Origin of the sequence: Sinomicrobium pectinilyticum (assembly GCF_003725735.1) — a bacterium.
Lineage (GTDB): Bacteria > Bacteroidota > Bacteroidia > Flavobacteriales > Flavobacteriaceae > Sinomicrobium > Sinomicrobium pectinilyticum.
The window spans coordinates 1-13,991 of record NZ_RJTM01000064.1 but is presented as its reverse complement, the minus strand read 5'-3'; the positions used below and the strand labels follow the sequence as shown (position 1 = coordinate 13,991).

Here is a 13,991-nt window from a genome sequence, read left to right as displayed (position 1 = left end):
GAAAAACCGGTACTTTATACAAGTTATTTTTGAACCTGAAAAATCCAGGGGTCTCTTACACCCATTAATAAGCGGAAAATTCGTAATTTCGTCACTTTGTCCAAAAAGCTGTTTTTAAGCATTTCTTATGACGAATTTCGAAGAGAACATTGAAGTCCTCGGTGCCAGAGTTCACAACCTGAAAGATATCGATGTCACCATCCCCAGGGAGAAACTTGTGGTTATCACCGGTTTGTCCGGAAGCGGAAAATCATCCCTGGCTTTCGATACCATTTATGCCGAAGGGCAACGAAGGTATATAGAAACCTTTTCCGCCTATGCCCGGCAGTTTCTGGGAGGGCTCGAACGCCCGGATGTGGATAAAATAGACGGATTGTCCCCCGTCATCGCCATAGAGCAGAAGACCACTTCAAAATCTCCGAGGTCTACGGTAGGTACCATCACAGAAATATATGATTTCCTCCGGTTGTTCTATGCCAGGGCATCGGATGCATACAGCTATAACACCAACGAAAAGATGGTGAGTTACAGTGATGAACAGATCAAAGAACTCATCATCCAGGATTTTGCCGGTAAACGCGTTTACATCCTCGCTCCCGTAATCAAATCCAGGAAAGGCCATTATCGCGAACTCTTTGAGCAGATTGCCAAGCAGGGGTTTGTAAAAGTACGTGTGGACGGCGAAATAAAGGACCTGGAAAAGGGGATGAAAGTAGACCGGTACAAGACCCATGATATAGAGATTGTTATTGACCGCCTGCAGGTAAACGAAGACGAAGACTTCCAGAAGCGCCTGATGGAAAGCATTAACACGGCCATGTACCACGGCGAGGATGTTCTGATGGTCATGGAGCACGGCGGAGAGCAGGTACGTTACTTCAGCCGTACCCTTATGTGCCCCACTACCGGTATTTCCTATCCCAACCCGGAACCCAATACCTTCTCCTTCAACTCTCCGAAAGGAATGTGCCCGCATTGCAGCGGACTAGGAACAGTGCGGGAGATCAATCTCAAAAAGGTAATCCCCAACCGCAATGCCACTATAAAATCGGGAGGGATCGTGCCATTGGGAGAGTATAAAAAAAACTGGATATTCAAACAGGTGGAAATTATTGCGGAACGGTTTAACTTTAAGCTTACCGATCCGATAAAAGATATCCCGGAAGAAGCCCAGAACATGATCCTTTACGGAGGAAATGAAAAATTCTCTGTCGCCTCCAAGACCCTCGGCATTACACGCGACTATAAAATAGACTTCGAAGGAATTATAAACTTCATACAGAACCAGTACAGGGAAAATCCTTCGGCTTCGGTGAAGCGATGGGCCAAGGAATACATGGACAAAGTCATTTGCCCGGAATGCCAAGGTTCCCGCCTGCGCAAAGAATCCCTCTATTTCAAAATCAACGAAAAAAATATAGCGGAGCTGGCTTCCATGGATATTTCCGAACTGGCAATCTGGTTTGAAAAACTTCCGGGACACCTATCCGAAAAACAGCTTAAAATAGCCGAGGAGATCTTAAAGGAGATTCGCTCCAGGCTGCAATTCCTTTTGGATGTGGGGCTTAATTACCTCACACTCAACCGAGGATCCAAATCCCTTTCCGGGGGAGAAGCACAACGTATCCGCCTTGCCACACAAATAGGCTCGCAACTGGTGGGAGTGCTCTACATCCTTGACGAACCGAGTATCGGACTGCATCAACGGGATAATGAACGGCTTATCAACTCCCTGGAATCACTCAGGGATATCGGCAATTCCGTGATCGTGGTAGAACACGATAAAGACATGATAGAAAGGGCCGACCATATTATTGATATTGGCCCGAGAGCAGGAAGACATGGCGGGGAAATCATTTCTCAGGGACATCCGGACGAAGTAAAAAAACACCACACTCTCACAGCCGACTACCTCAATGGTTCACGCAAAATAGAGGTCCCGGAAAAAAGAAGAGAAGGCAACGGCAATACCATCATTTTAAAGGGCTGCACCGGAAACAACCTTAAAAATGTGGATGTAGAGTTCCCCCTGGGTAAAATGATCGGGGTAACCGGGGTATCCGGAAGCGGAAAATCCACCCTCATCAATGAAACCCTCTACCCCATCCTTAATGCCCATTTTTTCAATGCTGTTAAAAAGCCCATGCCATACAAGAGTATTCAGGGACTTGAGCACATAGACAAGGTCATAGACATCAACCAATCGCCCATAGGAAGGACCCCTAGGTCCAATCCGGCAACGTACACCGGTGTTTTCAGCGAAATACGCAACCTGTTTGCCAAAACGCCGGAGGCAATGATAAGAGGTTATAAACCGGGACGTTTCAGCTTTAACGTAGCCGGGGGAAGATGTGAGACCTGCCAGGGGGCCGGGGTAAAAGTTATTGAAATGAACTTCTTGCCGGACGTATATGTAGAATGCGAAACCTGCCAGGGCAAACGGTTCAACCGGGAAACCCTCGAAATAAGATATAAAGGGAAATCCATTTCGGACGTCCTGGACATGACCATCAACGAATCTGTTGACTTTTTTGAGAATATCCCCAAGATATACCGAAAATTAAAGACCATCCAGGAAGTGGGACTCGGTTATATTACCCTCGGGCAACAGTCCACCACACTTTCCGGAGGAGAGGCTCAGCGTATAAAACTCGCTACTGAACTTTCCAAAAGAGATACCGGAAATACCTTTTATATTCTCGACGAACCCACAACAGGACTGCATTTCGAAGATATCAGGGTGCTTATGGAAGTATTGAACCGGTTGGTTAACAAAGGAAATAGCGTTCTTATTATAGAACACAACATGGATGTGATAAAAATGGCAGACCACCTTATCGATATCGGTTATGAAGGAGGCAAAGGAGGAGGACAGGTCATCACTACCGGAACACCCGAAAAAGTGAGCAAACACCCCAAAAGTTATACGGCAAAATTTTTGAAAAAAGAATTGGAATAAATACCCTGCAACAACATACGACCTGTTTTTTTTTGCAGGATATATGTTTTGCCATATAAACACTGTTCCGGGGCCCCGGGGAACAGACACCGATAAAAAACAGGAAAACCGGCAAACTACCCTCCGCATTACAACACTGTTTTCGAATATTAAATTTTAATTCTATTATAATATAGATAAAAGTAAAATTATCTATGTTTACAATCTGAAAAAACGGGTCAGGGAGTGAAAGCCCTGAACACAAATGCCGGAAAAAACCGGGATTGACGTAAAAAACAGTATATTATATATGAATCAAAAACATCACCACAAAAGTTGGAATGAAATAAAAGCAAACGATTCCTGGGCCATTTTTAAGATTATGGGGGAATTTGTTAACGGATTTGAAAAAATGAGCAAGATCGGCCCCTGCGTGTCCATCTTCGGATCAGCGAGGACAAAACCAGGAGACAAATATTACGACCTCGCTCAAAAGATCGCTTATAAGATAGTTAATCACGGGTACGGTGTAATCACCGGAGGAGGTCCCGGTATCATGGAAGCGGGGAACAAGGGAGCCCACCTTGCCGGCGGTACCTCGGTAGGTTTGAATATCGACCTTCCGTTCGAACAGCACGACAACCCCTATATTGACAGCGACAAAAATCTCCATTTCGATTATTTCTTTGTACGTAAGGTCATGTTTGTAAAATACGCCCAGGGGTTTGTGGTTATGCCGGGTGGTTTCGGCACGTTGGATGAACTTTTTGAAGCCATCACCCTGATACAAACGAAAAAGATCGGTAAATTTCCCATCATACTTGTAGGTGCCGAGTTCTGGGGCGGCCTTTTCGAATGGGTCCGCACCTCTCTCCTGGAACACCACCGCAATATCAGCCCTCTTGATATTGACCTGGTAAAAATTGTGGATACCGAAGATGACGTACTGGAAATCCTGGATTCTTTTTATAAGGAATCTAACCTCAGTCCAAATTTTTAAGACCTATATGCCGCAACCTGAGAAAAACATCAAATCTCCCGAAACGAGGTGTACCCGTTACGCACCTCTGCGATTTTTTGCCCGGAATTGCGGTCTTTTCATTCTCCTGCTCCTGTTAACAATACCGCAAAGTCTTTCGGCTCAAAATCGCCAGACCATTGTAGCGAGGTTTCTTCCGGAGAGCAAAACCATTAATATTCAGCAGGAAATCATTTTCCACAACCGTTCCCGCGATACGCTCAACACTATTTATCTGACCGACTGGAACAATGCTTACTCCGGAAAAAACACCGCATTGGCCAAAAGGTTCGGCGAGGAGTTTGACAAAAGTCTGCACCTGGCCAAAAACAGGGTACGCGGAAACACCAAAGTCATCTCTGTTGTAGATAAAAATTTCAACCCCATCAAATGGGAGCGGATGGATTCTGAAGACATCATCAAAGTCCAGCTCAATTTCCCCGTTTATCCCGGCGACGACCTTTTGCTCAAACTCTCCTATTCCGTCAGGTTACCTTCTGCGGAATTTACCCGCTACGGTTTTGATGATAACGGGAATTTTACCCTGCGATACTGGTATATCACCCCTGCAGTCTATAATGATGACTGGGTGATATACAGCAATAAGAACCTGGACGACCTCTATACCGATAAAACAGATTACAAGGTCGTGTTCAACTACCCGGAACACTATGCCCTGAACACCAATCTGGATATCTCCGAAACCAAAAAGGTCGGGGATTTGCAACAGGTCGTACTTATCGGAAATGACAGGAATGATGTGAAACTGTACCTGGAAAAAAAGAATTCTTTCCAGACCTACACCAACACACACCTCGCACTCACAACGAACATCGCATTCAGGGAAATGGGGCCCGAAGCAAGAAAAAAGGCCGTAGACCGGGTCATACATTATATATGCGATCACCTCGGAACATATCCTCATCCCAAACTCCTGGTCACTGAAACCGAATACAGAAAAAACCCGCTTTACGGGCTCAACCAGCTTCCATCTTTCCTGCGACCGTTCTCGGAGGAATTTCAGTACGAACTGAAGCTACTGAAAACCACACTCAACGATTATCTTGAAAATACCTTGTTCCTGGATACCCGAAAAGATCGCTGGATCACCGATGCCATACAAACTTACCTGATGATAAAATATGTCGAGGAATTTTATCCGGACATGAAACTGATGGGCAAACTGTCCGAATTATGGCTGGTAAGAAGCTTTCACATCGCGCAAAAAGGCTTTAACGATCAATATCCGTTATTGTTTATGCTTATGGCCAGCAGGAATCTCGACCAGGCTCTTGCCACTCCTAAAGACAAACTCATTAAATTCAATGAAAAAATAGCAGGAAAGTATAAAGCCGGTCTGGGGCTGGTATATCTCGAAGACTATCTCGGAGACGGCAGTATATCCGAAAAAATAAAAGAATTCTACCGGGAGCATTCCCTGGAATACGTGAATGCCCTGGATTTTGAAGAAAGCCTCAAAAAGGGCGCATCCAAGAATATAGATTGGTTTTTTGACGAGTACGTAAGTACACGGCACAAGATAGATTTTACCATAAAAAAAGTAAAAAAGACCGAAGATTCCGTTTATGTCACCATCAAAAACAAACGGCGGACCAACGTTCCCATTTCCCTGTTCGGCGTACGTAACGACAGTGTTCTCTCCAAATACTGGTTTGAAAATATTATCGGGGAAAAAACCTTTCGCATTCCATATAATCAGGAAAAAAGACTGGTATTGAATTACGATAAGATAATTCCCGAATTCAATCAGCGTGACAACTGGAAGTCTCTGAATGGCTTTTTCTCTCAGAACCGGCGAATAAAACTGCAATTCTTCAAGGATGCGGAAAATCCGTATTACAACCAGGTTTTCTTTGTCCCCACGGCTTCATATAATTATTATGACGGCATAGTATTGGGCATGAGACTACATAACAAGACCCTGACGACCCAACCGTTTTTATACGATGTTGTACCCTCTCTCGCCACCAAAGGAAAATCGCTTGTAGGTTCCGGCCTTATTGCCTACCGGAACTATATGGACCAGGACAACCTGTATTTAAGCACTTTTTCCGTGAGCGGTTCCAGCTATCACTATGCCCCCGATCTCAGGTACAGCACCATTACGCCGGCAATCAGCCTGGGCTTCCGCACAGATGATTTCCGGTCCAATATAAAAGAATCCCTGACCTTTCGTTTTGTAAACGTTATCCGGCAGAAGGACAATTTAGTCAATCCGGATAATACAGACCCCGATTACAGTGTTTTCAATACCAGGTATTCATACTCCAATAACGGTATCATTAATTATTTCTCCTGGTTTACCGATTTTCAACTGGCCAATAATTTCTCCAAACTATCTTTTGACCTGGAATACCGGAAACTGTACCAGAACAACAGGCAGCTCAACCTCCGTTTGTTCGCGGGGAAATTTATCTACAACGATACCAGTTCCGATTATTTCAGTTTTGCCCTGGACCGTCCCACGGATTACCTGTTCGATTTCGGCTATCTGGGACGATCGGAAACCTCCGGGATTCTGAGCCAGCAGATCATCATTGCCGAAGGAGGGTTTAAATCGAAATTCCAAGATCCCTATGCCAATAACTGGATGGTAACGGCCAATGCGAGTTTCAATGTCTGGAGATGGGTGGAACTTTACGGCGATATCGGCTGGATAAAAAGTAAACTGGAACCGGAACGTTTTGTTTACGATTCCGGGGTAAGGTTAAACCTCGTCACCGATTACTTTGAATTATATTTTCCGCTTTACTCCAATAACGGATGGGAAATCGCACAGCCCCAGTACAACGAAAAAATACGCTTTATCGTCACCCTCTCCCCTAAAACCCTTGTTAAGCTGTTTACCCGGAAATGGTTCTGATCACAATCCGTTCCTTTTCAGTATGGATTAAAGAATAAAAAAGCGGCTACGCCCTAGCGTATGGAGAAACTTTCCGTATCGCGGAATTTTAATTCCCCTATATTTGCCGTGCAAAAACCACACTGATGAATATCGAAGAACAACTACACGCACGAAGCGGCTCCGTATGCGAGTTAAGCGGGGTCACGGACAATCTGAAAGTTTACGAAGTACCCGGTGCGCCAGCAGACGGAGCAGACGCATGCATTCTGATCAGCGATACCTGCCTGCAACAGATAGAAAATCCCGAAACCACCGATATCAACCACTGGCGATGCCTTAACGACAGCATGTGGTGTACCGTCCCTGCAGTTCAGGTTGTGGCATGGCGTATGCTCAACAGGTTGAAAGCGGAAGGCTGGCCCCAGGACCTGCTGGACATGATGTACCTCGATGACGAAACCCTGGCGTGGGCAAAGGCTGCCAATACTGTTAATGAAGAAAGCACCGTAAAACATACGGACAGTAACGGCGCCGTACTGGAAGCTGGGGATACTGTAGTCCTCACCAAAGACCTGAATGTAAAAGGCTCGTCCATTACCGCAAAAAGAGGCACGGCCGTCCGGAGAATTTCCCTTGTACATGACAATCCCGAACAAATAGAAGGCAAAATAGAAGGACAACACATTGTTATATTGACTAAATTTGTGAAGAAGGTGTAATTTCTCCTAACAGAAATTAGAGCGCATTTTCTTTAGATAAAACGCAATAAAATCCAGAATACAAACATTTATTTGATTTTTTATTAAAAAAACAGGCTTTAAATTACTAATACAACACCAAAAGACCTCCTGCCGGCCTTGCAAAAGCGGAATGTTTTCCCTAATTTTGTACACCCTTAAAATAACGACATGCATACCGAAACAGATTCCCCGAAAGATATCACCTTCAACGATTTTAAAAACCAGGTCCTGTACGATTACAGAATAGCTGTTATGAGCCGGGAATGCAGTTTGCTCGGCCGAAGGGAAGTCCTAACGGGAAAAGCTAAGTTCGGTATATTCGGTGACGGGAAAGAGACACCCCAGCTCGCTATGGCCAGGGCCTTCAAAAACGGTGACTTCCGCAGCGGTTATTACCGTGACCAGACCTTTATGATGGCCATAGGAAGCCTGACCGCAAAACATTTTTTTGCGGGGCTGTATGCCCACACCGATATAGAAAAAGAGCCCATGAGTGCCGGAAGACAGATGGGCGGCCACTTCCTGAGCCATAATCTGAATGAAGACGGAAGCTGGAAAAACCTTATGCAACAAAAAAACAGCAGTAGCGACATTTCCCCTACCGCAGCACAAATGCCACGATTACTGGGACTTGCACAGGCTTCCAGGATCTACAGGGAAGCCGGGGACATGGACAGTACTAACTTCTCCGATAACGGAAACGAAGTGGCATGGGGTACCATCGGGAACGCCAGTACCAGTGAGGGTCTCTTTTTTGAGACTATAAATGCTGCCGGAGTATTGCAGGTCCCCATGGTAATCAGTATCTGGGACGATATGTACGGAATATCCGTACATGCAAGACACCAGACCACCAAGGAAGATATATCCGAAGTCCTGAAAGGTTTTCAGCGCGATGACAAACCCGGTTTTGAAATCACCGTGGTAAAAGGATGGGATTATCCCGCCCTTGTAGAAGCTTATGAAAGCGCAGGAAGGCTGGCCAGGGAAGAACATGTACCCGTTCTTATCCACGTGACGGAACTTACCCAGCCACAAGGGCACTCGACTTCCGGGTCACACGAAAGATACAAGAACAAGGAAAGACTGGACTGGGAAAGGGCGCATGACTGCAATGTAAAAATGAGAGAATGGCTTCTGGACAACGGCTTTGCAACCGAAGAAGAACTGATTGCCCTTGAAAAGGAAGTAAAAAAAGAGGTCCGTGAAGCGAAAAAAGAAGCCTGGGCCGAATTTATATTTCCCGTAAAAAGCAAGAAGAAAGAAGCTATTGCCCTGCTGGATAGCCTGGCCGGTAAAAGTGCCAATAAATCTTTTATCAACAAACTGAAAAACGACCTGATAGCCATAGACGAACCGGCTAAAAAAGATATACTTTCTTTAAGCAGACGTGCATTGCGTTATGTAATACACGAAAACCTGGAAGAAAAAGACAAACTGGCCGTCTGGATAGAGAACTACCTCGACGAAGAACAACCGAAATACAGTTCTCATCTCTATAGTGAACTTCCGGACAGGGCCACTGCTATAACGGAAATAGCACCACAATACGGTGAAGATCCGGAATTGGTGGACGGGCGTATTGTGATCCGTGATAATTTTGACAAGCTTTTTTCCAAATATTCCAATGCCCTTGTTTTTGGTGAGGACAGCGGTAATATCGGGGACGTAAACCAGGGGCTCGAAGGGCTCCAGAAAAAATACGGTGAAGTCAGGGTAGCCGATACCGGAATACGCGAAGCCACCATCCTGGGCCAGGGCATAGGGCTTGCTCTCAGGGGACTGCGTCCCATTGCAGAAATACAATATCTGGATTATATACTGTATGCCCTGCAGACCATGAGTGACGATCTGGCCTCATTGCATTACCGTACCATGGGAAAACAAAAGGCACCTGTAATCGTAAGGACCAGGGGACATCGCCTGGAAGGGATATGGCACGCCGGTTCACAAATGGGAGGGCTCATACATCTGCTCAGGGGTATGTATATCCTTACTCCTAGGAACATGACCAAGGCTGCCGGGTTTTACAATACCCTTATGGAGAGTGACGAACCCGCCCTTATCATAGAAAGCCTTAACGGGTATCGCCTGAAAGAATACCTTCCGGAAAACCTCGGGGAATTCCGCACTCCTATCGGAAAGATCGAGATCGTAAAAGAAGGGAAGGATATTACACTGCTCTCTTATGGCTCCACCTTCCGCATCGTGGAACAGGTTGCCAAAGACCTGCTTGAAGTAGGTATTGACGCAGAAGTAATCGATGCACAAACCCTCTTGCCTTTCGATATTCGCCATGAAACCGCAGAAAGCGTAAAGAAAACAAACCGACTGCTCATTATCGATGAAGATGTTCCCGGCGGAGCTTCGGCTTATCTGATGCAGGAAGTGGTGGAAAAACAAGGAGCATACAGATACCTCGACAGTGCCCCGCAAACCCTCTCCGCACAACCACACAGACCGGCCTATGGAACCGACGGAGATTACTTCTCCAAACCGAACGCAGAGGATATTTTCGAAAGGGTATACGGTATAATGCATGAAACCGATCCGGTTAAATATCCGAAACTAAGATGATTTTACATACCCCCTCTTAGTCATACAAGCCGTAACCGGTAAAAATTACCATACCCCATCGTATCCTGGCAAAAAAATCATATCTCCCCATAGGATTTTTTGGCCATAATTCTTTTCTTTATTAAAAATTAAGGAAAGGTAGCTGCCATGCGAATAGAAAGTGATTTAAAACTGGGATTCAAAGATGTAATGATACGCCCGAAACGGTCTACCCTCAATTCCAGGGCAGCCGTTAGCCTGGAAAGGGAATTCAAATTCATGCACACGGGGAAAGTATGGAAGGGCATACCCGTTATTGCAGCAAACATGGATACCGTGGGAACCTTTGAAATGGCTTCTGCCCTTGCCCCCCATCAACTCATCACTGCCATCCATAAACATTACGATCTACAACAATGGGAAGATTTTATGGTAAACGACGGGAAAAGGATCGCAGATCATATTGCCATAAGTACCGGTACCGGGAAGCAGGATGCCGGGAAACTGCATACACTGCTCGGAAAATTTCCTCAAATTACTTTCATATGCATCGATGTAGCCAATGGCTATTCCGAACACTTTGTCTCTTTTGTCAAGGAGACCAGAGCGCAATTCCCCGATAAGGTAATTATTGCCGGAAACGTAGTTACCGGTGAAATGGTAGAAGAACTTCTGCTGGCCGGGGCAGACATAATCAAAGTAGGTATAGGCCCCGGAAGCGTCTGTACTACAAGGGTGAAAACAGGGGTGGGCTACCCGCAGTTATCCGCCATTATCGAATGTGCCGATGCAGCCCATGGCCTGGGTGGCCAGATCATTTCGGACGGCGGGTGCAAAATACCCGGCGATATAGCCAAAGCATTCGGTGGAGGGGCCGATTTTGTAATGCTTGGAGGCATGCTGGCCGGGCATTCCGAAAGTGGCGGAGAAACCCTGGAAAGAGACGGGCACAAGTACAAGTTATTTTATGGTATGAGTTCCGAAACCGCCATGACAAAACATACCGGGGGCATAGCCGAATACCGTGCCAGCGAAGGCAAAACCGTAGAAATCCCTTATAAAGGAGATGTTGCCGACACCATAAAGGACATTCTAGGGAGCCTCAGGTCCACCTGTACATACGTTGGAGCCCAACGTCTCAAGGAACTGACCAAAAGAACTACTTTTATTCGCGTTACGGAACAGCATAACGAAGCATTCGAATAGATGCCGATGATGCCCTTACATTCAGACAATTAATAATTATGAATATAACTACCGAGAACATTTTACTCATAGGCTCTGCCCTGCTCTTTATCAGTATAATTGCCGGAAAAACCTCCTATCGTGTGGGACTTCCCACCCTTATCCTCTTCCTCGCCATAGGAATGCTCGCCGGCTCCGAAGGTATCGGGGGTATCCATTTTGATGATCTCGGAACGGCACAGTTCATCGGTATTGTATCTCTGAATTTTATCCTTTTCTCCGGGGGACTGGACACCAGCTGGAAATCCATTAAACCTGTCTTCTGGCAGGGAATATCATTATCCACCCTCGGCGTACTTCTTACCGCTACATCTGTGGGCTTTTTCGTTTGGGCCATCACCGACTTTACCATCTACGAAGGACTGTTGCTCGGCGCGATCGTTTCATCAACGGACGCCGCAGCGGTTTTTTCCATTCTCAGGTCCAAAAACATAGCCCTCAAAACGAACATACGTCCCACACTGGAGCTGGAAAGCGGGAGTAATGATCCCATGGCGTATTTCCTTACTATTGCATTTCTGAGCCTGGTAATAAACCAGGATGAAAGTATATGGTCCGTCGTTCCGATGTTCTTCAAACAAATTTCCCTGGGTCTACTTTTGGGCTTTCTCTTCGGTAAAGCCGGTAAATTTGTTATTAATAAGATCAATATAGATTTTGAAGGCTTATACCCGGTATTGGTAATCGCGCTGATGTTTTTTACGTTTTCTGCTACCGACTTCGTAGGGGGCAACGGGTTTCTCGCGGTATACCTCTGCGCCGTATATCTTGGTAACCAGGATATTATCCATAAAAAGACCATCATGAGAATGTTCGACGGGCTGGCCTGGCTTATGCAGATAGCCCTGTTCCTTACCCTGGGGCTTCTGGTTTACCCAAGTAATATTCCACCCATCTTCGGTATAGGTATTCTTATTTCACTTTTCCTGATCTTTATCGCACGGCCGTTCAGCGTATTTCTCAGCCTCATGTTCTTCAAAATGAAGCTACGCCGACGCTGGTATATTTCCTGGGTAGGACTACGGGGGGCCGTTCCGATCGTCTTTGCTACTTATCCCTTACTTGCCGGTATAGACAAAGCAGGCATTATCTTCAACATCGTCTTCTTTGTGTCCGCAACCTCCGTCCTCGTACAAGGGACTACCTTATCGGTTGTGGCCAAATTGCTTCATGTGGCCCTTCCGGAAAAAGTCAAACGGAAAACGCCGGTAGACCTCTTTTTGTCCGACAGTGCCAAATCCGCATTAGAAGAAATACACCTGGACGCGGACAATCCTTCCGTAGGCAAAAAAATCGTGGACCTGCATTTCCCCAAGAACGCGATAATTGCCATGATAAAAAGGGAAGGAAAATATATTACCCCAAATGGGGCTACCGTACTGGAAAACGGGGATTTTCTTGTAGTCCTGGCCGAAAACAAACACGGACTGGAACAGGTATACGACTCCCTCCAGATACGTGATGCTGAACATGAATACGAAATGGAGTAAATTATTACGGAATATAAATCCACCGGTTTGCAGCAGATTGAAAGCAGTCGGGCCTCATCATATTTATAAAGGCTTCTGTTTTATTCCGGGCAGGTACCCGGTCCTGCCCGAAACCACAGTATGCTTATTTCACCCCATACCTCTTACACCTTACCGACTGAGTTCAGTATCCGCAAAATAATGCATTGCTTCCCTCAGAAATTCCGCAAAAACAGGATTGGGTTTTCCGCCTACCCTAGTATACCTCTCATCCTGCACATAAAGGTCTCCCAAACCTTTATACGCCTCCGCATTGGTCGTTTTCGGGCTTCCCCAGAAGCGCATAATATAGCCGTAGTGTTTCCGTATCTCCGACTGCACTTCTACGTCGGCAGGATTCCTGTCGCTAAGTTGTAACAGCTTTTGGGTATTCGCTTTAAAACCGTCCTGTAATGCCTGAAAACTCGCTTTATCCATTTTCAGCAATTGCTTCTCCGCATGTTCCACCTGGCCTGGCCATTTTTCCATGGCTTCCTTTCGCCAGATCTCTGCCTGCTCTCTGGGCAGGCCTTTATATAAATCTTCCGGTTTCATCATTTTTCTGTTTTTTAAGTGATACATCGTTTTGTCAATAGTCGCCATTAAAGCATTTAACCGTTTCTTTTCTGATGCAAGGCGCTCCTTATGAACTTTAAGCGCCTGCAACAGGTCGAATTCCGGATCATCCAGCACTTCTCTGATCTCCTCCAGCTTAAACCCCAGTTCCCTGTAAAAAAGGATCTGCTGCAAGCGGAGCAGGGCGGCTTCGCCATACATCCTGTACCCCGCGGCAGTACGGACCGATGGCTTCAGCAAACCGATATGATCATAATAATGTAGTGTGCGCACACTTACCCCTGCTATTCCGGCCAGCTTTTTCACCGAATGATACTTCATGGCTGTACTTTTGAAATTAACAGGAACAAAAATAAGTTATGACGTAAGGTAAGGGTCAAGGATTTTTTGTTCTTTTTTTATAAAAAATACGTAAATAACGTGAATAATGGATAAGACAAAAGGCACTCTCTCTTCAGTAGAGAAGTATTCCACAAGCGGAACAGGGAGTTTGGCGGGGCCCAAACCCCCGGATATACCCTCGACTTTTGTCTTTCCCCGGAGA

At 45.8% G+C, this 13,991-nt stretch carries 8 protein-coding genes; 7 read left to right on the top strand and 1 reads right to left on the bottom strand.

Features of this window, described 5'->3' with window-relative positions:
- Nucleotides 1-127: 127 nt before the first annotated feature.
- The 7 genes from uvrA to ED312_RS08985 all read left to right on the top strand — a co-directional run bounded on the left by uvrA (nucleotide 128) and on the right by ED312_RS08985 (nucleotide 12,853).
- Entirely contained in the window at nucleotides 128-2,959 is a 2,832-nt protein-coding gene (gene uvrA, locus ED312_RS09015) for an excinuclease ABC subunit UvrA (protein WP_123215678.1), read from the top strand.
- Between the two features lie 289 nt (nucleotides 2,960-3,248).
- On the top strand, nucleotides 3,249-3,938 hold the full coding sequence (locus tag ED312_RS09010) for an LOG family protein (RefSeq protein WP_123215733.1): 690 nt from the start codon (nucleotides 3,249-3,251) through the stop codon (nucleotides 3,936-3,938).
- A 7-nt stretch (nucleotides 3,939-3,945) separates the two neighbouring features.
- The gene (locus ED312_RS09005) at nucleotides 3,946-6,840 is read left to right on the top strand and encodes a gluzincin family metallopeptidase (protein ID WP_240643070.1); all 2,895 of its coding nucleotides are present in this window, start codon (nucleotides 3,946-3,948) and stop codon (nucleotides 6,838-6,840) included.
- Nucleotides 6,841-6,965: 125 nt separating this feature from the next.
- Nucleotides 6,966-7,541, top strand: a complete 576-nt coding sequence (locus ED312_RS09000; protein WP_123215677.1) for a PhnA domain-containing protein — start codon at nucleotides 6,966-6,968, stop codon at nucleotides 7,539-7,541.
- A gap of 189 nt (nucleotides 7,542-7,730) precedes the next feature.
- A complete protein-coding gene (locus ED312_RS08995; RefSeq protein WP_123215676.1) occupies nucleotides 7,731-10,139 on the top strand; it encodes an alpha-ketoacid dehydrogenase subunit alpha/beta in 2,409 nt (802 codons plus the stop codon).
- 147 nt (nucleotides 10,140-10,286) lie between these two features.
- Nucleotides 10,287-11,324, top strand: coding sequence for a GMP reductase (locus ED312_RS08990; RefSeq protein ID WP_123215675.1), 1,038 nt, complete (start codon nucleotides 10,287-10,289; stop codon nucleotides 11,322-11,324).
- A gap of 38 nt (nucleotides 11,325-11,362) precedes the next feature.
- Nucleotides 11,363-12,853: a potassium/proton antiporter gene (locus ED312_RS08985; protein WP_123215674.1), complete on the top strand. Its 1,491-nt coding sequence runs from the start codon at nucleotides 11,363-11,365 to the stop codon at nucleotides 12,851-12,853.
- A gap of 150 nt (nucleotides 12,854-13,003) precedes the next feature.
- Here the strand turns inward: ED312_RS08985 and ED312_RS08980 are convergent, their stop codons facing one another.
- The gene (locus ED312_RS08980) at nucleotides 13,004-13,768 is read right to left on the bottom strand and encodes a MerR family transcriptional regulator (RefSeq protein WP_123215673.1); all 765 of its coding nucleotides are present in this window, start codon (nucleotides 13,766-13,768) and stop codon (nucleotides 13,004-13,006) included.
- Nucleotides 13,769-13,991: the final 223 nt, after the last annotated feature.

Coding starts and splice junctions, on each gene's coding strand:
- ED312_RS08980 (WP_123215673.1), bottom strand. CDS start 13,768: ATGAAGTATCATTCGGTGAAAAAGCTGGCCGGAATAGCAGGGGTAAGT.
- ED312_RS08985 (WP_123215674.1), top strand. CDS start 11,363: ATGAATATAACTACCGAGAACATTTTACTCATAGGCTCTGCCCTGCTC.
- ED312_RS08995 (WP_123215676.1), top strand. CDS start 7,731: ATGCATACCGAAACAGATTCCCCGAAAGATATCACCTTCAACGATTTT.
- ED312_RS09010 (WP_123215733.1), top strand. CDS start 3,249: ATGAATCAAAAACATCACCACAAAAGTTGGAATGAAATAAAAGCAAAC.
- ED312_RS09000 (WP_123215677.1), top strand. CDS start 6,966: ATGAATATCGAAGAACAACTACACGCACGAAGCGGCTCCGTATGCGAG.
- uvrA (WP_123215678.1), top strand. CDS start 128: ATGACGAATTTCGAAGAGAACATTGAAGTCCTCGGTGCCAGAGTTCAC.
- ED312_RS08990 (WP_123215675.1), top strand. CDS start 10,287: ATGCGAATAGAAAGTGATTTAAAACTGGGATTCAAAGATGTAATGATA.
- ED312_RS09005 (WP_240643070.1), top strand. CDS start 3,946: ATGCCGCAACCTGAGAAAAACATCAAATCTCCCGAAACGAGGTGTACC.